This window comes from Ectothiorhodospira shaposhnikovii, from assembly GCF_016584105.1.
Taxonomy (GTDB): domain Bacteria; phylum Pseudomonadota; class Gammaproteobacteria; order Ectothiorhodospirales; family Ectothiorhodospiraceae; genus Ectothiorhodospira; species Ectothiorhodospira shaposhnikovii.
In genome coordinates this window covers 105749-129258 of sequence record NZ_NRSM01000004.1, presented here as the reverse complement: position 1 = coordinate 129258, position 23510 = coordinate 105749, and the positions used below count along the sequence as shown (strand labels likewise).

General features: G+C 60.3%; 14 protein-coding genes and 1 CRISPR repeat array (1 of these 15 cut by a window edge). All 14 genes read left to right on the top strand.

The window, feature by feature from the left end; all coding sequences use genetic code 11:
• Positions 1-37: 37 nt before the first annotated feature.
• The 14 genes from CKO35_RS03705 (at position 38) to cas2e (ending at position 18166) form a co-directional block, all read left to right on the top strand.
• On the top strand, positions 38-2380 hold the full coding sequence (locus CKO35_RS03705) for a putative bifunctional diguanylate cyclase/phosphodiesterase (protein ID WP_200172780.1): 2343 nt from the start codon (positions 38-40) through the stop codon (positions 2378-2380).
• Between the two features lie 18 nt (positions 2381-2398).
• Positions 2399-4399, top strand: coding sequence for a biofilm regulation protein phosphatase SiaA (gene siaA, locus CKO35_RS03700; RefSeq protein WP_200172778.1), 2001 nt, complete (start codon positions 2399-2401; stop codon positions 4397-4399).
• A gap of 45 nt (positions 4400-4444) precedes the next feature.
• Positions 4445-4993: a biofilm regulation protein kinase SiaB gene (gene siaB / locus CKO35_RS03695; protein WP_200172776.1), complete on the top strand. Its 549-nt coding sequence runs from the start codon at positions 4445-4447 to the stop codon at positions 4991-4993.
• A 29-nt stretch (positions 4994-5022) separates the two neighbouring features.
• The gene (gene siaC, locus CKO35_RS03690) at positions 5023-5418 is read left to right on the top strand and encodes a biofilm regulation phosphoprotein SiaC (RefSeq protein ID WP_200172774.1); all 396 of its coding nucleotides are present in this window, start codon (positions 5023-5025) and stop codon (positions 5416-5418) included.
• Entirely contained in the window at positions 5411-6214 is an 804-nt protein-coding gene (gene siaD / locus CKO35_RS03685; protein WP_207143456.1) for a biofilm regulation diguanylate cyclase SiaD, read from the top strand. Before siaC ends, siaD begins: the two co-directional genes overlap by 8 nt.
• 72 nt (positions 6215-6286) lie before the next feature.
• Complete coding sequence (locus tag CKO35_RS03680) at positions 6287-9670, top strand: bifunctional diguanylate cyclase/phosphodiesterase (RefSeq protein WP_200172772.1); 3384 nt, start codon at positions 6287-6289, stop codon at positions 9668-9670.
• A gap of 159 nt (positions 9671-9829) precedes the next feature.
• Entirely contained in the window at positions 9830-12406 is a 2577-nt protein-coding gene (gene cas3, locus CKO35_RS03675) for a CRISPR-associated helicase/endonuclease Cas3 (RefSeq protein WP_200172770.1), read from the top strand.
• A gap of 212 nt (positions 12407-12618) precedes the next feature.
• Entirely contained in the window at positions 12619-14115 is a 1497-nt protein-coding gene (casA, locus tag CKO35_RS03670) for a type I-E CRISPR-associated protein Cse1/CasA (protein ID WP_200172768.1), read from the top strand.
• Positions 14112-14612 carry a type I-E CRISPR-associated protein Cse2/CasB gene (casB, locus tag CKO35_RS03665; RefSeq protein ID WP_200172766.1) on the top strand — a complete coding sequence of 167 codons (501 nt, stop codon included), beginning with the start codon at positions 14112-14114 and terminating at the stop codon, positions 14610-14612. Before casA ends, casB begins: the two co-directional genes overlap by 4 nt.
• Positions 14613-14616: 4 nt before the next feature.
• Positions 14617-15726 (top strand): type I-E CRISPR-associated protein Cas7/Cse4/CasC, encoded by a 1110-nt coding sequence (gene cas7e, locus CKO35_RS03660; protein WP_242466998.1) that lies wholly within the window; start codon positions 14617-14619, stop codon positions 15724-15726.
• Positions 15727-15728: 2 nt separating this feature from the next.
• Entirely contained in the window at positions 15729-16388 is a 660-nt protein-coding gene (gene cas5e / locus CKO35_RS03655; RefSeq protein ID WP_200172762.1) for a type I-E CRISPR-associated protein Cas5/CasD, read from the top strand.
• On the top strand, positions 16369-16968 hold the full coding sequence (gene cas6e / locus CKO35_RS03650) for a type I-E CRISPR-associated protein Cas6/Cse3/CasE (RefSeq protein WP_200172760.1): 600 nt from the start codon (positions 16369-16371) through the stop codon (positions 16966-16968). The genes cas5e and cas6e overlap by 20 nt, the downstream gene beginning before the upstream one ends.
• A gap of 3 nt (positions 16969-16971) precedes the next feature.
• The gene (gene cas1e / locus CKO35_RS03645; RefSeq protein WP_338031744.1) at positions 16972-17883 is read left to right on the top strand and encodes a type I-E CRISPR-associated endonuclease Cas1e; all 912 of its coding nucleotides are present in this window, start codon (positions 16972-16974) and stop codon (positions 17881-17883) included.
• Positions 17864-18166: a type I-E CRISPR-associated endoribonuclease Cas2e gene (cas2e, locus tag CKO35_RS03640; RefSeq protein ID WP_200172756.1), complete on the top strand. Its 303-nt coding sequence runs from the start codon at positions 17864-17866 to the stop codon at positions 18164-18166. Before cas1e ends, cas2e begins: the two co-directional genes overlap by 20 nt.
• Positions 18167-18328: 162 nt before the next feature.
• Positions 18329-23510: a CRISPR direct-repeat array (repeat unit 29 nt; unit sequence GCGTTCCCCGCAGGTGCGGGGATGAACCG) (it continues 5285 nt past the right edge of the window).

Genomic DNA, 23510 nt, shown 5'->3' with positions numbered 1-23510 from the left:
TATGAATCAAGCGGTTTCATCACCACTTGGGGGAGGCATGGACAGGCTTTGGCTACGCATCGCCGCCACCGTGGCAATACCCATGACGGCATTCCTGATCATGGCGGCCATTGCCCTTGGGGAGCATCATCAGCGCCACGAGGAGCGCACCCGGATGATCCAGGTGGCCCAACTGGCCCTGGACGGCAAGGCGCTGATCCATGCACTGCAGGCGGAACGGGGCAGCACGGCGGGCTATCTCAGTGCCCTGGACAATGACTTTCGCGTGATCCTGGACGCCCACCGGGATGCCACGGATCAAGCCTGGCAGCGTTACCAGCAGGATGAGTCCATTTATCGTTTGGTGACCGGCACCGATCTGGCGGATTTCCGACGGCAACTGGAAGAGGGCGCCGCCCGTCTGCAGGCCCACCGCGAACGGGTGGACCGCCATGTGCTCCAGCCCCTGGAAAGCGCCGAGCCCTATGGCCATCTGATCGACCCCCTGATCCTGATTGCTTCTTCCACGCCCGAGGCAGGGGCAACCCCGGGTATGTTGAGTCTTCTGGCCGCCTATCGTTCCTTGCTGATGCTCAAGGAGCAGGCCGCCCGGGAACGCTCCCTGGGCAGTGCCTGGCTGGTCTCTACTACCCCGGATCCGGTCATCTTTCGCAATTATCTCCAGCGGGTTGCCATCCAGGAACTGCAGCGCAGCCAGTTTCTCAAGCTTGCGCCTGACATCCATCGGGACAGGCTCATGATGCTGGAGCAGCAGCCGGCTCACCGGGAGGTGCTGGATATCCGGGCCGCCATCACCCTCAAGGGGGAGACGCAAAAGCCCGTCGGCCTGAGCGGGTTGCATTGGTTCCAGGTTACTTCAGACCGGATTGACGGGTTGCATCAACTGGAGCGCACACTGGTGCGGGATATCCTCGATACCGGTACCGACATCAAGGCCGCCAGCCAGCGCCAGTGGCTGAGCCTGCTCGGGATCAGCATGGCGCTGCTTGTTGTCACCCTGTTGCTGTCCCTGACCGTCGCCAGGACACTGTTGCAACGCCATCGCCGGCATGCGGGTGCCATGGAGCGTATCCAGTTCCTGGCCTCTCACGATGCCCTCACGGGCCTGCCCAACCGGGATCATTTCAAGGAACGGCTGGATCAGTTGATGTTCCAGGCTAGATCGGAACGCCAGTCCCTGGGGGTTTTTCTCCTGGATCTGGAAGGATTTACCGACATCAACCGTATCTGGGGCGAGTCGGTGGCGGATGAATTGCTGCGCCGGATATCAGAGCGGTTATGCAGGCTGGTGGGGCAGGAGATTCTCATGGCCCGCATCTACGGTGATCAGTTCGGCATGGTGCTTCACAACTCCCCACGCCTGGACAATCCTGAACGCCTGGCGGCGGAATTTCTGTCGGTCCTCACCCCTCCGGTGGAGATCGGGCCCCGGCGCATCGAGGTCAAGGGCAACATCGGCATCGTCCTTTGCCCGCCTTACCCTCATGACGCTTCTGAGCTGCTGGCCTACCTGGCGTTTTCCGTGCAGAACGCCAAGGACGACCGGGTGCATCGCTACAGTATTTTCGAACCCACGATCATGTCGCGCCACAGCGAGATGCTGCAGATGGATCGCGACCTGGCGTGGGCGCTGGAGCATGACGAATTCGAGCTCCACTACCAGCCCAAGGTGGACTTGGCCACCGGGGCCATTGTCAGTGTCGAGGCCCTGCTGCGCTGGCGCCACCCCGATGACGGGATGATCCCCCCGGATGTCTTCATCCCGCGAGCTGAAGCCAACGGCAGTATCATCCCCCTGGGTGAACAGGTGTTGCGCAAGGCCTGCCTGCAATGTCAGGCATGGCGGGAGCAGGGGTTTGAAGATCTCACCATGGCGGTGAACCTCTCCGCAGTGCAGCTCTACCAGGCCAATTTCATCGAGCAGGTGGAACGGGCGCTGGCCGATTCCGGACTGCCCGCCGGCGCCCTGGAACTGGAGCTGACGGAAAGCTGCCTGATGGAGGACATGGAAGTGGCGGAGCGGATACTCACTGCCCTGTGCGGCCTGGGGGTGAGTCTTTCGGTGGATGATTTCGGTACTGGTTACTCCTCACTGGCCTACCTGCGCCGTTTCCCGGTCAGCAGCCTCAAGCTGGACCAGCGTTTCGTCAAGGAACTGGAAATGGGCGGGGAAGCCGAGCTGATCGCCGGCGCCGTGCTGGCCCTGGCCCAAAGCCTGTCCTTGACCACGGTGGCGGAAGGGGTGGAGAACCGCTATCAGGCCCGGTGGTTGCGTGAACGGGGGTGTCACCAGGCCCAGGGGTATTTCTATGCCCGCCCCGTACCGGCTTCCGAGTGCCTGTCCCTGCTGCGGGAAGGGGGATCGTTCGATGTATCCTGAAGCGTCCGGAGAGACTGCATGCTGAAACAGCCATTGGGCCTCAGGGCCAAGTCCATCCTGGCCCTGGCCCTGGCCTGTCTGGTGGCCCTGTTCCCCGCCGGTATTCTTGGCTGGCAACTGCTGGAAGGGGTCCGACAGTATTTCGGCGAGGCCTTCGCCGAGAACTACACGCGCCTGAACCGGGAACGGATTCTGGCGCCCGTCTCCCGGGATCTGGCCCTGTCCATGCGCCTGGCGGACTCGGAACTGTCCCGTCGCTGGTTGCTGGATGAAGATGACGCCGACAAGCAGGCACTGTTTTTCCTTGAGGCGGAAGGTTATCGCCGCGACTTCCGTGATGCTTCCTATTTCCTCGCCAGTGCCCTGAGCGGTCATTACTATTTCAATGGTACCGACCAGCCTTTCAGTGACCGGCCCCGCTACACCCTGGACCCGGACAGACCCAGCGATGCCTGGTTCTTCAATACCCTGGAACAGGCGGCCGCCTACAACATCAACGTCAACCCGGATCTGGAACTGGGCACCACCCGGGTCTGGCTCAATGTCCTGGTGATGGATGGCGATCGTCGCATCGGCCTGGCCGGAACGGGGCTTGACCTGAGCGGCTTCCTGCAGGACTTCATCCAGACCCGTCCGGTGGGTGTGACGCCGATGATCCTGGATCGCGGTGGTGCCATCCAGGCCCATCCGGACCCGACGCTGATCAGCTTTGCCTCCACCACCACGGACGCCGTGAATGGATACACCCTGGCCCAGCGCCTGCCGGATGGGCTTCAGCGTGCCGAGCTGGCCCAGGCCATGCAGCAGGCCCGGGAACAGACCGATACCGTGCCCCTGCTGTCCGTGACCCTGGAGGGGCGTGAACAGTTGCTGGCCCTTGCCTATATCCCGGAGCTGCAGTGGTATGTGGTCACCGCCGTGGATCTGGCCGCCGCCGCGGTGATTCAGGAAACCTGGCTGCGGGCCGGTCTGCTGGTGGTGGCCCTGGTGCTGCTGATTTTGCTGCTCGGTTTCGGTCTGGCCGTGGATCGGATCGTGCTGCGTCCCCTGCGCGAGTTGCAGCAGTCCGCCACCGCCGTGTCCCAGGGACGCTACGATCTCCAGCTGCCCCGTGCCGGCAAGGACGAGCTCGGAGACCTGAGCCGGGCCTTCGCCTGCATGGCCGAGCAGGTGAAAAGTCATACCGACGAACTGGAAGATCGGGTGGAAGAACGTACCGCGAAACTGCGCCAGGCCAACCAGGAAATGGCCACCGCCCAACGCCAGATACAGGCCTCCATCGACTATGCCAGTCTCATCCAGCGGGCCATCCTGCCGGATAACCGCATGGCCGATCTGCTGGGCCCCCATCACTTCGTACTCTGGCGTCCGCGGGATGTGGTGGGCGGCGACTTCTATCTGTTCCACAATGACGGCGAACGCTACCTGATCGGCGTGGTGGACTGCGCCGGACACGGTGTTCCCGGGGCCCTGATGACCATGCTGGCCCGGGCCGCCCTGGATCAGGCCATCAACACCCTGGGCATGGAAGCCCCGGCGGCCGTCCTGCGCCATGCAGACGGCATCGTGAGGGAGATGCTCAAGGATGCCGAAACCACCCAGGCCCTCGCCACCCACATGGACGTGGGCCTGGTGTTTGTGGACCGGCAACGGGGTATCCTTCGCTATGCGGGGGCCCGCATCAGCCTTTACCATAGTGATGGCAGTGACGTGAAGACCATCAACGGCGGGCGTCGTGCCCTGGGGGACCGTCGCGTGGGAGAGTACGAAGACACCGAACTCCGGCTTGATCCGGCCACCACCTATTATCTGGTGACCGATGGATATCTGGATCAATCCGGCGGGGATCTTGGTTTTGGCCTGGGGCAGAGCCGCTTCAAGGCGCTGATCACGGAACACGCCCGCCGTCCCATGCCGGAGCAGGCCGCCGCCCTGGATCAGGCCCTGGATGATTACCGGGGAGAGCACGATCAGCGGGATGACATCACGATACTGGCCTTTCGCGTCGATCAGTCCTGATGCCGGGAGCCCCGCCAGTCAACACGCAATGAGGCAAGATACCTTATGACCGAGATCGACCTGTTCAGCCTGCGACGCCAGTTCAACGAGAACCAGATCCTCCTCTGCTTCAACGGCCCCATTTCCCGCAGTCTGATCGAGGAGATCGGCAACGCCCTGAGAAACTATCTGGAGGCGGACAACGCGCTCCCCGGCGCGGCGATGGATGTCTTCGGCATCTATATTGAACTCACCCAGAACATCCGCCACTACGTCACCCGCATGGGTTATGACGAGCGTGACGGTTCCGCCACCGTCATCGTTGCCCGCAACGAGGCGGGACGTTACGTCATCATGGCCGGGAATCTGGTGGAACGGGAGGATGGCGAGCTTTTGCGGAATCGGGTCGAGGAACTGGCGGCCATGGACAAGGTGGAACTCAAGGCGGCCTACAAGGCGCAGTTGCGCAAGCCCCGTGAAGCGGGTGTGCTCAGTGGCGCGGGCCTGGGCCTGGTGGATGTGGCGCGCAAATCCCTGGAGCCCCTTTGCGCCAGGGTATCGCCGGTCAACGATGGAGACGACCGGGTGTTTTTCAGTCTGCGCGCCGTCATCTGAACTATCATCATCACAAAAGATTCGTACTCATGTCGTCAGTGACCAATGAACTGGAAATCCCCGGTACCCAGTCCACCCCTGCCATCAGCACCGATCGGGCACGGGGACGGCTGCACATGACGGGAAATTCCTATCCCGAGAACTCCTTTGAATTCTTTACCCAGGTCTTCGCCTGGATCCAGCAGTATCTGGATGAGACCGAGGCCCCTCTGCACCTGGAGCTGGAACTCATCTACATGAACACCAGCAGTGTGAAGGCCATGATGGATGTCTTCGACATGCTTGAAGAGGTCCATGCCCAGTCCCGGGAAGTCCGGGTGAACTGGTACTACGATCCCCGCAATGAACGGGTCATGGAAATGGCGGAAGAATTCCGCGAGGACTATTCCTTCCCGTTCCATATCCTCCCCACCAAAGATGACTAGGCAATCCGGGACGATCAAGGACGGCCAGAGCCTGGTGGAACGTATCCAGGCCCTGCTGGACGACCCTGCCCATGGGAACAACCCCCTCAGATCCCTGCTGGAGGAAGTGAACGATCACATCCTTGGCCAGAATCAACGCATGGAGCGACTGCTGAGGATATCGGACGGTTACCAGCTGCTTGAGCACAACCAGACCCTGACCCTGGCCGAGCGATGCGAAAAGCAGCTCAGGCGCATGGAAAAGCTTGCCCGCATCTCGGACCAGTACCAGCGCAACCTGTGGGAAGTGACCGAGACCCTGCGTCAGGCGGCCAACCAGGACTCCCTGACCGGGCTGGCCAATCGCCGGTTTCTGATGGAGCGCATCAAGGAAGAGACCCAGCGGGCCACCCGCAAGGACAGTCTGCTGGCCATTGCCCTGATGGATGTGGATCATTTCAAGCAGATCAATGACCGATTCGGCCACGAAGTGGGGGATGTGGCACTGTGCGAGATTGCCGGTGCGGTTCGTCAGGGCGTGCGACGTTACGATGTGTATGGCCGCTGGGGCGGGGAAGAGTTTCTGCTCATGCTGCCTGATACAGGGCGGGATGAAGCGGTCATGGTGCTTGAGCGTATCCGGCAGACCATTGCTGACCTTGCCGTGGGCGATGAATCCCCCATACGGCTTTCAGCCAGTATCGGTGTCACCCTGCTGCGCCATGGCGAGGACATTGATGATGCCCTCAAGCGAGCGGACGATGCCCTTTTCCAGGCCAAAAGGGAGGGACGAAATCGTTTGGTCGTGGCAGCCTGACGCCCAGTTGCATGCGAGCCGACCTGGATCAAGCTAAGCTTGTTTAATCTCAATCTTGACCGGGCAGTCAGTATGGATATAAAGCATCTACGCGAGCGGGCCCAGGCCATACTGCGAGACAATGCGGTGACCGGCATCGAGATGGAGATTGAGCAGGGCGCGTTGAACCTGGATAGCCTGCTGGAAGAATTACACATCCACCACGCGGAACTCGCCATGCAGAACGAGGCACTGGTGGAAGGAGAAAAGGTCACCCAGGGTGCCCTGGCCCGCTTTAATCGCCTTTATGAAGGCCTGCCCTACCCAACCTTCGTGGTCAATCACCAAGGCTACGTGCGTGATGCCAATGGCGCCGCCCACGCGCTGCTCGCCCTGCAACAGAAACTGTTCCGGCACCTGGCGATCACCGCCCACCAGCCGGCTCTGCGGGAGGCCATGGATACAGCCATCCGAAAGGGGGCGGCTGAATGCCGCGGCATCATCATGCAAGGTATCGGCGGACGGCAGGTGATCGCCGACCTCAAGCTCATCCGCATTTCCGATCCGGATGACCCGGCACCTGAATATATATGCAGCCTGGTAGATCAGACTGCCGTCGTGGAGCAGCACCAACTCCTGATGGATCTCAACCTTCGGCTGAGCGAAGCACAGGAGCGCTACCGGATTCTGGCCCAGTTCTCAACGGACTGGGATTACTGGTCGGGAGAGGATGGCCGGTTCCGTTATGTGTCGCCCGCCTGCGAACAGATCACCGGTTATCCCGCCCAGGCATTTCTGGATGATCCGGGTCTCATGCAGCGCATCATCCATCCCGATGATCGGCTCCGCTACGAACGGCATCTTCATGAGGACACTGATCCCACCCGTTCACTCCTGTTTTTTCGCGTCATCACCCGGTCCGGCGGCATGCGCTGGATTGAGCATGACTGCCGTGCTGTCCGGGACGAAGCCGGTCGATATCGAGGACACCGGGGAACCAACCGGGATATCACGGCGCGCCGAGAGGCAGAGGAGGCATTGAGACGCAACGAGTCGGCCCTGACACAGCTGCTGGACAACATACCGGACGTCGCCATCCAGGGGTACCGACTGGACGGCACGGCGTTTTACTGGAACGAGGCCAGTGAGCGTCTCTATGGTTACCCTGCCCGCGAGGCATTGGGTGCCAGGCTGGAGGATCTCATCATTCCCGAACAGGACCGTGAGGTCTTTTTTCAGCGAATGCAGCAGGTAAGGAATGGGGGAGCGCTGCCACCCTCGGAGATTCTCAATTTACGCCACCGGCAGGGTCATCCGGTCACCGTTCATTCCTCCCATGTCATGGTGCAACATGCGGAAGGCGACCTTCGCCTGTATTGCATGGATGTGGACATCACGGCGCGCAGCCGGGACCGGGAACGACTGTGGGAAGTGGTGCAGGGGGGCAACGTGGGTTTGTTCGAGTGGCGCCCCGGTGGAGAAGTCTACCTTTCTCCCGAACTCAAGGCCCAACTCGGTTACCAGGATCATGAACTGAAAAATGATCTGGAAATCTGGCGATCCATGATCCATCCCGATGAAATGGAAGCCGGCATTCAGGCGTTTGAGCAGTATACGCGTCAGCCACGGGGACGGTTTCGCATGGAGGTGCGCATGCGCCACAAGACGGGGGAATGGCGCTGGATCCTGTATCAGGCCTCGCCCGTATATGGGGGGGAGGGGCACCTCAGCAAGATCCTGGGCTCCAGTCTGGACATCAGCGACCGCAAGCAGGCAGAGGAAAAGAGCGAACGACTGGCCTACGCAGTGGAACAAAGTGCCAGCGTGGTGGTGATCACCGACACCGATGGGGTGATCGAGTATGTGAACCAGTATTTCTGCGACATCACTGGATATTCCCGGGATGAAGTGCTGGGGCAGCGACCTAGCATGTTGCGTTATGACGAAAAAAATATCGCTGCATATGACCATCTCTGGAACACGATACGCGACGGCAAGACCTGGGAAGGTGAGTTCAAGAACCGCAAGCGTTCGGGAGCGCCTTACTGGGAGCTGGCGAGGATCTCGCCCATCCGCAACACCCGGGGGGAAGTGACGCACTTCATCAAGCTGGCCGAGGACATCTCCGACAAGCGGGCCCTGACCGAGCGTCTGGAATATCTGGCCTATCATGACCCCTTGACCGGATTGCCCAATCGCACCCTCATGCTGGACCGCATCGGTCAGGCCCTTGCCCAGGCGCGCAGGGATCGTCATGCCCTGGCCGTGGTATTCATCGACCTGGATGACTTCAAGGTGGTCAACGACTCCCTCGGACATGCCCAGGGCGACCAGTTGCTGATACAGGTGGGCGCTCGGCTGCGTGCCCTGCTGCGCGAGGGAGACACGGTGGCCCGATTCGGGGGCGATGAGTTCATCCTGCTGCTGTCCAAGCTGACCCATGTGGAGGGGGCGATCCCGGTCATCGAAAAGCTCCAGGAGGCATTGAGCCGGCCGGTGACTCTGGGCTCCCAGCAGGTATGCGTCACCGTCAGCATCGGCATTGCCCTTTATCCCGCCGACAGTGATCGCCCCGAGGAACTGGTGCGCCATGCCGATGCGGCCATGTATCGCGCCAAGGCCGAGGGGCGCCGCTGTTATCAGTTCTATACCCGGGAGATGGATGAAGCCCTGCAGGAGCGCATGGAACTGGACCAGGCCATGCGGCAGGCGCTGGAAAGGGGCGAATTCCACCTTGTCTACCAACCCCGCGTGGATCTGGTCAGTGGTCGTATGCTCAGCCTTGAGGCGCTGGTGCGCTGGCGGCATCCCCAGTGGGGCATGGTATCGCCGGGCCGTTTCATTCCTTTGGCGGAGCAGACCGGATTCATTCTTGAACTGGGGCCAGAGATCCTGCGGCAGGCCTGCGAACAGGTACGCGCCTGGAAGGCCCGTGACATCCCCACCGTACCCGTGGCGGTGAACCTGTCGGCACGGGAGTTCCGGCAACCGGATATTTTCGAGCGCATCATGGGTGCACTGGCCGCGGCCGGACTTGAAACCGGCGACCTGGAGATCGAGATCACCGAGAGCGCGGCCATGAGTTCCGTCGATCAGACCGTCCGCACGCTCACCCAGCTCAATGATCAGGGTGTGCGTGTCTCCATTGATGATTTTGGCACTGCCTATTCCTCCCTGAACTATCTCAAGCGCCTGCCGGTGCAGGCCATCAAGATCGATCAATCCTTCGTTTCCGAGATGCACGAGGACCCTTCGGCCCATCCGGAAGATGCCGCCATCATCCGGGCCATCATCGGGCTGGGCCAGACACTGGGCATGACGGTGATCGCGGAAGGCATAGAAAATCACGTGCAGCGGGATTTTCTGATCGGGCATGGTTGTCCGCAGGGGCAGGGGTATCTGTTCAGCCGCCCCGTACCGGCCCAGGAGATGGAGCGGTTGTTGAGGTTGGGGGTTGTCGGTGGGGTAGGGGTGTGAGGGATGGCGTTTTCACGTCGATAGCCGAATGTTGCAGGTGCTGTTTTTTGGCACATGCTTCGCGGGGCAACGGGTTCCGGTCAGAGGGATGGGTGTGTCTTGCATGGTAATGCGGGTGTATTGTCGTGAGCTTGGATTTTCAGGGAACGCAAAAGAGCGATGGAAGCCATTTACAAATATTGGGGCAAGGCCCGTCCGGAAGCAGACGCACAGGATTTCTGCCATCTTCTTCCCTATCATTGCCTGGACGTTACCGCAGTTGCTGATGCATGGTGGCAGTCAAGTCCTGTCATTCAGCGGCTCATGCTGGTGCATGGCGATGCAGATCCGGTAGAGATTCACGCTTGGGTGCTGTTTTTTGTTGCCCTGCACGATCTGGGCAAGTTCGATATCCGGTTCCAGCTCAAATCCATTCCCGCATTGCTGCATCTGCGCCCGGAATTTGATCTCGACAGCGTGGAGCCGGAGCCTTACGCCCATGGTCCCTCAGGTTGTGGCTGGCTTGAGCATGCCGTGCCCCTGCACAGTGATGATCGTTACGATTGCTGGCAGCCCTGGATGCAGGCCGTGGCCGGGCATCACGGCGATCTTTCCAGTCCGAAGATACCTGCTGACCCGGATGCCGACGAAGAGGTTTGCCGCTTTGACAAGGAGGCCAGGAGAGCCTGGCTGCAATCTCTGGCCCGGCTGTTTCTGGAACCTGCCGGGCTTTCCCTCTTGGATGACCCGCCAGTCTGTCCCCAGATTTTGGCCGGATTTTGTTCAGTTGCTGACTGGGTCGGTTCCAATGCCGACTGGTTTGAGTATCGGGATACAGTTCACCCTCTCCAGGTATATTGGGAAACCGAGGCAAAAAAACGAGCTCTGTTCGCACTTGAAAGCACGGGCATTCTGGGAAAAGGGCCATCCCAAGGGGGGATGTCAAAAATTTTTCCAGATTACCCACCCCGCCAGATCCAGTGTTTGGTCGATGATCTGCCCCGGGAGGCGGGGCTGTTGCTGGTGGAGGGACCGACAGGCTGCGGCAAGACGGAGTTTGGCCTAGCCTATGCCGCCCATCTTCTGGCTACCGGGGTGGCGGAGGCGATCATCTTCGCCTTGCCGACTCAGGCCACGGCCAATGCCATGCTAAACCGGATGGAAAAGGTGGCGCCAAACCTCTTTCCCGGCCAGAAAAACGTGGTACTGGCTCATGGGCGTGCTTCACGCCATGAAGGATATATGGCTCTCAAGGAAGCCGGTCGGCGCCCGACTGCTCAGGGCGAGGAAGATGCTGCCGTACAGTGTGCCGATTGGCTTGCCCAGAGCCGCAAGCGGGTCTTTCTCGGGCAGATTGGCGTTTGCACCATCGACCAGGTATTGATTTCCGTGCTGGCGGTCCGTCATCACTTCGTCCGTGCCTTCGGTGTGCGTCGTGCCGTACTGATTGTGGATGAGGTGCATGCCTATGATGCCTATATGTATGGCTTGCTGACCCGTGTCCTTCATGCTCAGGCCACTGCCGGGGGTAGCGCCATACTCATGTCTGCCACTTTGCCGGCCTACCAGCGGGATCTGCTGTTGGACGCATGGGGGGGCGATGTACCGGAACAACAATCCAGTGCCTATCCATTGATTTCCTGGGCAGGGCGCGGCACGCCCGTCAGGTACTGGGATCTGAAAGGGGAACCTGCACATTTGCCGGAATCCAGGACCGTTTTCCTGGAATGTCGGGAACGGGTTGACCTTCGCCTTTCGGATCAGGATATCGATCAGGTCATTCAGGCTGCCAATGAAGGAGCATGCGTGGCGGTGATCTGCAATCTGGTGAGTGAAGCGCAGGGTCTTTGGCGACGTTTGCGTGAAAGGTCACTCAATGTGCCGGTGGATCTTTTCCATGCCCGGTATCTGTTTGCAGATCGGCAGGTCATCGAGCAGCGGGTAATGGAATATTATGGTCGTGACAGGATGGCCGCCGGCCGCATTCTGGTTGCAACCCAAGTGGTGGAGCAGAGCCTGGACCTGGACTTTGACTGGTTGATCACTCAGCTCTGCCCCGTGGATTTGCTGTTCCAGCGTATGGGGCGGTTGCATCGTCACCCACGCACTGATCGGCCGGCCGGATTTGAAGACCCCCGCTGCACGGTGCTGTTGCCGCCGGATGAGCAATATGGTCTGCACGAAGTCATCTACCGGTATCGTCGGGTGTTGTGGCGAACTCACCGCCGGTTACAGGAAACGGACAGGATTACGTTCCCTGATGTTTACCGCCCTTGGATCGAGTCCGTGTACTCGGAAGAAGCTTGGCTGGATGAGCCGGAAGCTGTTGTCCAGAACTGGGAGACTTTCCAGAATTCAGCATTGGGCAAATTTTTCGGTGCTCGCCAGCTTGCCGAAGCCGACATGATGCCCTTGCAAGATACCGATGCCAACGCGGCGGCCATGACGCGTGATGGGGACAATGGCCTTAAGGTGCTGCTGCTGCAAAGCATGCCTCAGGGGGTTGCCTACCTGGATGGTCGTCAGGAATCTGCCCTTGATGATTTTGATCGCCGCGAAGCCGAGGATCTCAACGCTGTCAATGCGCCCAAAGGCTGGAAGGCGGCGTTGGATGATCAGGATGAGCAGGGGCGTTACCGATTAATCTTGAAACCACAGGCTGATGGCAGTTGGTCTGTCGGTGCGATGAGGTATTCCAGGGAGATCGGGCTGGAATGGCGGGAGGGCGATTCCTCCCTCCCGTCACAGCCCCAGTGATCTGGGGAACAGGGAAAATACTCCAAACCGGATACAAGAGAATACCGGTGCATCCCCAAGAAGGGGCGGGCCTGAATCAGGCCGTCACCATTGTCTCAAAGGTGGGGATTTTTTCTTCAAGATAATACCTTGTGTTTTTATTTTTAAGTGCTAGAGTCAAGGTGTGCCCTTCCTGCGAAGGGCTTCACCATCGACTTCAAAGGAGGTTTGCCATGGAGTGCCTGCTGGAGTCCGACTGGATTCCTGTCCGTAGTCGGGATGGGGTGACCGTCCAGCGTATTGGGTTACGCCAGTTGTTGACCGAGGATCACCCATGGTCGGTGAGCCTGTCTCGGGATGACATGGAAGTGGCAGCCATACAGTTGCTGATCTGCCTGGTGCAGACCATTCTTCTCCCCGAGAATCGAAAAGTCTTACGTGAGCGCGTCGCCTCACCCATCACCTCGGAGTGTTTTGATTCAGCCGCCGCTTCTTACCTGGATTGGTTCCGCCTGGACCATCCTGCGACCCCCTTTATGCAGAGCCGCGGGGTGTCAGCCAAGGATCCGACTCCTATCCAGAAACTGTTTGTGGGATTGCCCGAGGGCAACAATCACGCCTTTTTTAATGATGCCGGGGAGATTCATGCCGTCTGTCCTGGTTGTGCTGCGATTGCCTTGTTCAATCAAGCTTCCAACTGCCCGAGTTTTGGTGGGGGATTCAAGGGTGGATTGCGGGGCGGGGCACCGGTTACCACGCTGGTGGCTGGCGCTGATCTGCGGGAAACCGTCTGGCTGAACGTCCTCTCCGCCGAGGAGCGTGATCGAATTTACCGGGATGCAACGCAGTTCATACCCAACTGGGTGGAGCCGCTGGTGGCCGGTAAAATGATACCTGCCGCCGACATCGGTCTGGAAAGGGGGCTGCTGTGGCAACCCGCCCGTCTGGAACTTGCGGAATCAGAAGAGGGACAGTCTTGTGATGCCTGTGGCCTGCCGACCAGCCGGGTTTACACCGCCTTTAATAAAGAAAAATTCAATTACACCGTGGAGGGGCTTTGGCATCACCCGCATAGTCCCAGGCTATGGGATCTGAAAAAGGGTGAACGCGCCCGTGACCGCTATCTGTCGTTCACCACCATGGCGCCGGCCTGGACCTGGATGAATCATTATCTGCTTCAACGAGAGCAGCATGCAGGCGGGGGGCGTCAGCCTGCGCAGGTGGTTACCCAGTTCCTCGACGTGTTTGAACGTGCTCTGAGCGCACGTGAAAGGCGTTTTGCCATGATTGTTGCCGGTTACCGGGTCAATCAGGCGGCGGTGCTTGAGCGTCGACACGAACTCTACAGCCTCCCCATGGACTGGCGTATCAGCGAAAGGCAGGTTCAACGCGCCATTGATGAAGCCCTGCGGGTGAAGGATGAGCTTCGCCGTAAAACCTATGGATTTGCCAAGGAATGCGGCGCTGCTGTCTACCCGCTGGCTGAACAACACTTTTATCAGGCGACGGGACACAGACTTCATGAACTGTTGCGCCAGATGGATCGACGTGAAGCCAGAGTGGCTGTGGATGAATTCATTCACGCTCTACACCAGATCGCTCGGCGGCTGTTCGATGAATTGACAGCGCCCTATCGGCACTCGGTCGAGGGCATGACCGCCTATGCAAAGTTCAGGCGCGCACTGGATGTGGCACTACGAGAGTCTGAATCGAAGGAGAAAGTGGCATGACAGCACAGAACAATCAAGCGGAGAAAACGGATTTTTTCATACCACTAGTTGATGCCTACCAGCGGCTCGGCACTGGTGGCCAGGCTGACCTGCGCCGGGTGAAAAACCTGGATGCCGTGGCCGACCTACCCGCCTATTACCGCTGGCTGGGCAATCGAAAACCCAGCCTCGCACTCCAACGCTTTGCCTTTTTGCTCCCATATTTGGGACGCCATATCCCGGGCCTTGCCCCTGGGCGGGCATTGCGTAAGGGGCGCGTCAACGAAGTACGCATGTTTCAGGTTTTGCGCAGCCATTCTCCCCGCGATTTGGAGCAATTGCGCAGACTCTTCCAGCAAGCCGACTCACCGGGGATGGATGCCAATAAACTGGGCCGTAGCCTTCATTTCTGGGGACGGTCCGCCAAGCAGGATCTTCTGCGGGACTTTCTGGTAACCGAAATCGACCTGTCCTCCAATACTTCCCAAACCGCTGATCTGTCCGATGACCAAGGATGATGCCATGACTGAAAAAAACTTCCTCAATATCCATGTCCTGATTTCTCACAGCCCGTCCTGTCTCAACCGGGATGACATGAATATGCAGAAGTCCGCGGTGTTTGGGGGGGTACGCCGGGTGCGTATCTCCAGCCAGAGCCTCAAGCGGGCCATGCGGACCAGTGAGTATTACCGTGAACATTTGGGGCAACCTTCCACGCGTACTCGCCACTTGGACCGTCTTCGCAAGCGCATGCATGCTGCCTTGGAAGAGCGTTATCCACCGGACCTGATCGACACAGCCATTGAATGGTTGGGTTTTGATGAAGGCAAGGTGGCGGCCGATGATGATTTCAAGCACCGGGCAGTCGCACCGTGGGTGGCGGAAGAAATTGCCAGTTATTGCGAACAGATCAAGGCAGCACGAGACGCCGACGAAGATGAGCAAAAACTGCGAAAAGAAATGAAAAAACAGGGCAAACGCTTTGATGAGGCTCTACGCCACGGCCTGGATGTGGCCTTATCCGGGCGCATGGCAACTTCCGGTGTCATGACCTCCGTGGACGGCGCCATGTCGGTGGCCCATGCACTGACCACCCATGCCGTGGACGCCGACATTGACTGGTTTACCGCAGTAGATGATCTGGTGGATGCAGATGAGGAAACCGGAGCGGGCCACCTGAATACCCAGGAATTCAGTGCCGGAGTATTTTATCGCTATGCCAGTCTGAATCTGGGACAGTTGCAACGGAATCTGGGTGGCGCGGATCGCCAGGAAGTACTTGAAATTGCCTCGCACCTGATTCATTTAATGGCAACCGTGGTGCCGTCTGCAAAGCAGCAGGCATTTGCAGCTCATAACTTGGCCGATGTGGTCATGGTCAGTTTCAGCGACTTGCCCATTTCCCTCGCCAATGCGTTTGAAACGCCGGTTCGCTCCAATGGCAGCAAGGGTTTCCTTGAGCCTTCCACAGAAAAGTTGATGGAATATTCTCAGCGTCTCCGGGAAGGCTACGGCCTGGAAGACGAGACCGGCGTCTTTAGCACCACGATGAAGCTGTCCGATAAATCGGTATGTCACCAACATCCGACCTTGAAAGCACTCAAGGATTGGGTGGCACATGTCGGAGTCTGAACATGGACTATCTGATTCTCAAGCTGGAAGGTCCCATGCAGGCATGGGGCACCCATACCTTTGAAGACTATCGCCCAACACAGCCGTTTCCCACCTTGAGTGCGATTATCGGTCTATTGGGTGCATGTCTGGGCATACATCGCCATGAGCGGAACAGGTTGATTGATCTTGGTGACAGTCTGGAAGTGACTATCCGGGCAGATCAAAGACTTCGCAGAGATCCGGTGACCATTACCGACTTTCACACCGTGCTGGACGCCAGAAAGGTAGGTGGTGGTGTTAATCCTCATCCCGTGGTGTCACGCCGGGAGTATCTTTGTGATGCTGGGTTCACCTTGGTATTGGCGCAACGGGATGCGGCGGTCTTCGGTCTGGAAACCATAGCGGAGGCAGTAAAAAAACCGTTTTACACCCCTTTTCTCGGTCGGCGCTCCTGCCCGTTGGCCCGCCCATTATTTGAGCGATGGTGTCAGGCGGACTGTGTGCTGTCCGCCTTGGCGGAGATATCACCAGGTTACGGCCTTGTGTATAGCTGCAATACAGACCTAGGGGATAGTCGACGCATGGTTAGGGATGTCCCCTTGCCGGGGCATCGGCAGTTTGGTGCCAGGCAACTTGCGGTTATCGTCAGCAAGGAGCGACATGATGATGTATCTAAGTAAAGTCCTTCTTCAGGATACAACGCAGCCCTATCAATGGCATCGCAGCTTGTGGGGACTTTTTCCTGATCAGCCGGATGCCTCTCGCCCATTTCTTTTCCGTCTTGAACGCCAAGTGCGTGGTGAAGCCGAAGTGTTGATGCAGTCCTCACTGGAACCTGTTGCCTCGGGAGGACGTTCCACCGTCATTGCAACTCGACCGTTTCAGCCGCAGGCGGCCGAAGGACAGCCCCTGCGGTTTCGTCTGGTGGCCAATCCGGTCAAGACGATTCAGGATGAGGCCGGCCGCATGAATGGAAAAGGGCGGGTTAAAAGCTGCCGTGTCCCTCTGATTGACGAGCAGCAACAATCCCTCTGGTTGCAAAAGAAGCTGGAAGGTGTGGCTTCGCTTCAGGAAGCGATGGTCGTGGGTCGCAAGGTGCTTCACTTCCGTAAAGGGGGCAAGGCCGGGAAGATTGTGCAGACTACCTTTGAGGGTGTATTGCGAGTTGAATCACCCGAACTGTTCTGGAACCTGCAGTCACATGGTATTGGCCCGGCCAAGGCATTCGGCTGTGGGTTATTGACCCTGGCGAGGTTGTAGACCGTGCTACCACCGCTGAGGCCGATCCCGATGAAGGACCGTATTTCCATGTTGTTCATTGAAAAGGGCCGGATTGATGTGCTCGACGGCGCTTTTGTTGTGGTGGACAAGACTGGTACCCGTATGCATATCCCTGTGGGAAGCGTTGCGTGCATCATGTTGGAGCCGGGTACCCGGGTCTCTCATGCTGCGGCGGCGCTGGCTGCACGTGTGGGAACTTTACTGGTATGGGTAGGGGAGGCGGGTGTTCGCCTTTATGCCTCCGGGCAACCCGGGGGCGCCCGGTCGGATCGTCTGCTGTATCAGGCCAAGCTTGCACTGGATCCCGATGCCCGTTTGAAAGTCGTGCGCAAGATGTACGAGCTTCGATTCGGGGAGAAGGCGCCTGCTAAACGTAGCGTGGAGCAGCTTCGTGGTATCGAAGGTGCGCGCGTCCGGGAAATTTACAAAATGCTTGCGCGCAAGCATGGCGTCAAATGGGAGCGTCGCCATTATGATCCGGGAGAATGGGATGCCGCAGATCCTATCAATAGAGCTGTCAGTGCGGCAACAGCCTGTTTATATGGCGTGACCGAAGCCGCTGTGCTTGCTGCTGGTTATGCTCCAGCCGTGGGCTTCATTCATACCGGAAAACCACTGTCGTTCGTCTACGATATCGCTGACCTGTTCAAGTTTGATACTGTGGTTCCGATCGCTTTCAAAATCGCTTCGAAGCCTCAGCGTCAGATTGAAAGGCAGGTCAGGCAGGGCTGCCGGGATATGTTTCGTGAGAAGCGCGTGCTTGCGCGCATCATCCCTACCATCGAACAGGTGCTTGCCGCCGGCGAGCTTGCAGTGCCGGAACCGGCGCCTGAATCTGTGGCGCCAGCCATTCCTCTTGCGGAGCCTTTGGGTGATGCTGGTCATCGTGGTTGAAAATGTGCCGCCGCGCTTGCGTGGGCGTCTGGCTATCTGGCTATTGGAAACGCGAGCCGGGGTTTACGTTGGGAAGGTCAGTCGTCGGGTTCGTGAGATGATCTGGGAACAGGTGGTAACCGGTATAGAGGATGGCAATGCCGTGATGGCTTGGTCCACCAATACAGAGGCTGGCTTTGATTTTCAGACCTGCGGTAAAAACAGACGCCTTCCATTGGACCATGACGGGATGAAACTCGTGTCTTTTTTTCCCGATCCAGTGGGGGATGAAGGAGGAAACTGATGCGCATGTGTTGGTACAAATCCTGACTGCCTCTGTTTGTTATGTATAACTACTTGATTTTTAATGCTCTTTAAAAACTTGGAAAGTGTAATGAAAGGAATAACTGTTGGTAGAGTTTTTTGTGATTTAAAAATTTAATTTTTTCATGGGGTTAGAGGAAGTGCGTTCCCCGCAGGTGCGGGGATGAACCGCTCCTGACCCCTACAAAAATTTCTTGATTCCCGCGTTCCCCGCAGGTGCGGGGATGAACCGCCGGCGCACGTCGCCAGGCTGCACGGTCTGCCGCGTTCCCCGCAGGTGCGGGGATGAACCGTCCCCGGACCTGTTCCGGGAGTTCCAGCAGCCGCGTTCCCCGCAGGTGCGGGGATGAACCGACGAACGCCTGGAGGACGTGGTGGCGGAGCTGGCGTTCCCCGCAGGTGCGGGGATGAACCGCTGGTGGTCGGCAGTTCAATGGCGGACGTTCCGCGTTCCCCGCAGGTGCGGGGATGAACCGTCCGTGATTTACGGCCGGCTGCGCCTGGAGACGCGTTCCCCGCAGGTGCGGGGATGAACCGCCCTGACCGAGAGCCTGGCCCAGGACCTGGTCGCGTTCCCCGCAGGTGCGGGGATGAACCGTCATCCCAGGCGCGGCGGATCAGCACCAGGGAGCGTTCCCCGCAGGTGCGGGGATGAACCGGAAACGACCATGAGCTACGAAAAGGTAACCGAGCGTTCCCCGCAGGTGCGGGGATGAACCGCCCCATGGCCGAAAAAAACGGCGGCCAGTAAGGCGTTCCCCGCAGGTGCGGGGATGAACCGCTGGCCGGCGCGCATGGGCTGGAACATGTGGAGCGTTCCCCGCAGGTGCGGGGATGAACCGGCCGAACCCGAACTCGGCACGGACCAGTAGCTGCGTTCCCCGCAGGTGCGGGGATGAACCGGCGGCGGTGAAGAACAGCCGAGGGGAGCCCAGGCGTTCCCCGCAGGTGCGGGGATGAACCGCGTCCGTGCTGTAGTTATAAATAGCCCACAGAGCGTTCCCCGCAGGTGCGGGGATGAACCGGCGTCCTGTGCGTTGCGCGCGGCCTGCCTGGCGCGTTCCCCGCAGGTGCGGGGATGAACCGACAGCAACATGCAAAGCGAAGCACTGAACGAAGCGTTCCCCGCAGGTGCGGGGATGAACCGCTCCTGGATTCGGCGGGGAACGTAGGGTACGTGCGTTCCCCGCAGGTGCGGGGATGAACCGGCCAACGACTGACCGCTGAGGGGCGGCACGCCGCGTTCCCCGCAGGTGCGGGGATGAACCGTCCGCGGAGTCTGGGCGGACGGTCCACAACAGGCGTTCCCCGCAGGTGCGGGGATGAACCGGCGCCATCCGGGAGAAGCTGGAGGAAATGGGGGCGTTCCCCGCAGGTGCGGGGATGAACCGCCAGACCACGCCGCGCCGGCAATGACCCGAAGGCGTTCCCCGCAGGTGCGGGGATGAACCGCAGCCTCAGCAGCATCCCGGGCTTCAGCCGTTGCGTTCCCCGCAGGTGCGGGGATGAACCGCCTGGCTTTGACCTCCCGCCGACACTCACAGCGCGTTCCCCGCAGGTGCGGGGATGAACCGTGGACCTATGATCTCGTCCAGGGGTCGAAAAAGCGTTCCCCGCAGGTGCGGGGATGAACCGATCACGATCTACAACGCCTCCCACGCCACCACGCGTTCCCCGCAGGTGCGGGGATGAACCGCGCACCGTGGACGGCAGGATCATGACGGGATCGCGTTCCCCGCAGGTGCGGGGATGAACCGGGCAACAGCACTGCCTACGCCAGCAGCCAGAGGCGTTCCCCGCAGGTGCGGGGATGAACCGACCAGATCCGCGCGCTGCTGACGGAGCACATAGCGTTCCCCGCAGGTGCGGGGATGAACCGGGCACGCTGCGTTCCGGCAAGCTGGACGAAAAGCGTTCCCCGCAGGTGCGGGGATGAACCGATTTCGCGGGCGGCCAGCTGTTCATCGAACATGCGTTCCCCGCAGGTGCGGGGATGAACCGACGTTTACCGGGTGACCGACTGGGAGCCCCTCGCGTTCCCCGCAGGTGCGGGGATGAACCAGACGCGACTGACCCCGCAAATGCTTGAGGACCGGCGTTCCCCGCAGGTGCGGGGATGAACCGCTAACTTCCGGCACCCATTTAACAAGTGCGTCGCGTTCCCCGCAGGTGCGGGGATGAACCGCGCGTACAGGTGCGAGCGGCAAAGCGTGTTAATGCGTTCCCCGCAGGTGCGGGGATGAACCGCCTGGAACACCGGCCACCCTGGCGGGGTGGCCGCGTTCCCCGCAGGTGCGGGGATGAACCGGCAAACTGTGCTGTTCTGCTGGCTACTCAAAGGCGTTCCCCGCAGGTGCGGGGATGAACCGGTGATTGAGAAGTCACGCCGGATCGGGCTGAGGCGTTCCCCGCAGGTGCGGGGATGAACCGGCTTAATATTCCCGCTTGAGACACAATAAGAGGCGTTCCCCGCAGGTGCGGGGATGAACCGCCCGGGGGACTGCCTGGCGGTGATCATGCAGGGCGTTCCCCGCAGGTGCGGGGATGAACCGTCAGTGAAACGATCCTCGCGGGTGTGCCAGGCGCGTTCCCCGCAGGTGCGGGGATGAACCGGCCACGGGCCAGGAGGGAACCGCCCCATGGAAGCGTTCCCCGCAGGTGCGGGGATGAACCGCCTGTCGCGCCTGGTACAGTCGAACCGGGGAAGCGTTCCCCGCAGGTGCGGGGATGAACCGTAACGGTGTAACGCCGGGGAGATACACCCCCAGCGTTCCCCGCAGGTGCGGGGATGAACCGTGGGTCAAGGGCATGATTTTCTCCTGATCCCCGCGTTCCCCGCAGGTGCGGGGATGAACCGGTCTACGTCCTGCGCTACCGGACCCAGGCGGGGCGTTCCCCGCAGGTGCGGGGATGAACCGTCGGCCAACGATTACACGGCGGAGCATCGTCAGCGTTCCCCGCAGGTGCGGGGATGAACCGCTCGTCAATCAGCGGCTCTGCATTATCCGGAAGCGTTCCCCGCAGGTGCGGGGATGAACCGAGCCAAGAGATAGCGTCCGCCAACTTGTCGCACGCGTTCCCCGCAGGTGCGGGGATGAACCGCTTCTGCGGAAGTATGAGAAGGTGTCGTTTGCGCGTTCCCCGCAGGTGCGGGGATGAACCGCACTTTCTTGCCGACTATTGGTTTGTGGGCCGGCGTTCCCCGCAGGTGCGGGGATGAACCGTAAGGGTCTGCCTCATGCACACACCATGCGATGCGTTCCCCGCAGGTGCGGGGATGAACCGCAGGGTTTTTCAGTCAGGAGCCGGACAAGAGCGCGTTCCCCGCAGGTGCGGGGATGAACCGCAGCGGTTCATGCTTGACCGGGCTCAGAATATGCGTTCCCCGCAGGTGCGGGGATGAACCGATCGTGGAATGCTTTGAGTCTGGGCAGCGCCTGCGTTCCCCGCAGGTGCGGGGATGAACCGATCGCGCATCGTTTCTTCATTCATACCAGCTTGCGTTCCCCGCAGGTGCGGGGATGAACCGAATTAGCTGAGGAGATTTGTTACCGCATTGCCGCGTTCCCCGCAGGTGCGGGGATGAACCGCTGCAACACGCAATGACAACAGCGACGATACGGCGTTCCCCGCAGGTGCGGGGATGAACCGCGGCGCCTTGTGGGTCGGTACTCCGGCGTCATGCGTTCCCCGCAGGTGCGGGGATGAACCGCCAGCCAGGGCGGCGGCCTTGGCGAACGTCGCGCGTTCCCCGCAGGTGCGGGGATGAACCGGCAGGAACCCAAGCACCACGGGCGCAATCCGGGCGTTCCCCGCAGGTGCGGGGATGAACCGTTGAAACCTTCACCGTTGACCGGGTGATATACGCGTTCCCCGCAGGTGCGGGGATGAACCGATGCAGGGGGTTGGGGTATGACCCAATACACCGCGTTCCCCGCAGGTGCGGGGATGAACCGTGGTACCACTGCCGGGAGGTCAGCATCAGCAGGCGTTCCCCGCAGGTGCGGGGATGAACCGGCTTTTCGGGCAAAGGCACGAAAATAGCGGTCGCGTTCCCCGCAGGTGCGGGGATGAACCGCCCTCAACCAACTGCCGGAGTGAAATCATGAAGCGTTCCCCGCAGGTGCGGGGATGAACCGAGATTGCTCAAACTGCCATTCCCGCGCAACCAGCGTTCCCCGCAGGTGCGGGGATGAACCGTAGCGCCAGGTGTTGGGCATGTCCCCGTCCACGCGTTCCCCGCAGGTGCGGGGATGAACCGGAGGCGTTCTTGCCTTCGGCCCCCGGCCTAGAGCGTTCCCCGCAGGTGCGGGGATGAACCGTTCGTGGCATGGACTGAGGACCCGGTGATGCAGCGTTCCCCGCAGGTGCGGGGATGAACCGGCTTCCGTGGACATGGAGTCCGCAGCACCCGCGCGTTCCCCGCAGGTGCGGGGATGAACCGTAGGCGAAAAACGTCGAGACGTTGTCCTGACCGCGTTCCCCGCAGGTGCGGGGATGAACCGCTGTTCAACCCTGAGTCCGGCGAATCCAAGGCGCGTTCCCCGCAGGTGCGGGGATGAACCCGCGTTGAAGGCCGCCTGGCGCTGCACGTCTTCGCGTTCCCCGCAGGTGCGGGGATGAACCGGTTGCCGTCGTGCTTGCCGCCGATGATGGGGTGCGTTCCCCGCAGGTGCGGGGATGAACCGCCTCCTGCAGGATCGAGACGGCCTTGTCGATCGCGTTCCCCGCAGGTGCGGGGATGAACCGTCTCCGCTCTCGATCACCACTGTGTACCGCACGCGTTCCCCGCAGGTGCGGGGATGAACCGCCTACCGTCCAGGCAGGGCGGCCACCTGGTAGGCGTTCCCCGCAGGTGCGGGGATGAACCGGCATTTCTTCCGAAAACAGCGGCAGAGGATCAGCGTTCCCCGCAGGTGCGGGGATGAACCGTAGCAGGAACAGGGATCACGGGAGACATAAACGCGTTCCCCGCAGGTGCGGGGATGAACCGCGGTGTGCTGGCCAGGGTCGTGGCCTATGCCCGCGTTCCCCGCAGGTGCGGGGATGAACCGCTATAGGAAGCCGCCGCAGCACGGCGGGGCAGGCGTTCCCCGCAGGTGCGGGGATGAACCGTACGGGCATCAGGATGGCGGCCGCCTGCACCCAGCGTTCCCCGCAGGTGCGGGGATGAACCGTTGGACGAAATGGCAGCGAAAACCGCACAGGTGCGTTCCCCGCAGGTGCGGGGATGAACCGACCTGCTTCCCTTTGTGGACAAACTTGGGCGCGCGTTCCCCGCAGGTGCGGGGATGAACCGTTTTCCGCCTCGGTATTCAGAAGAC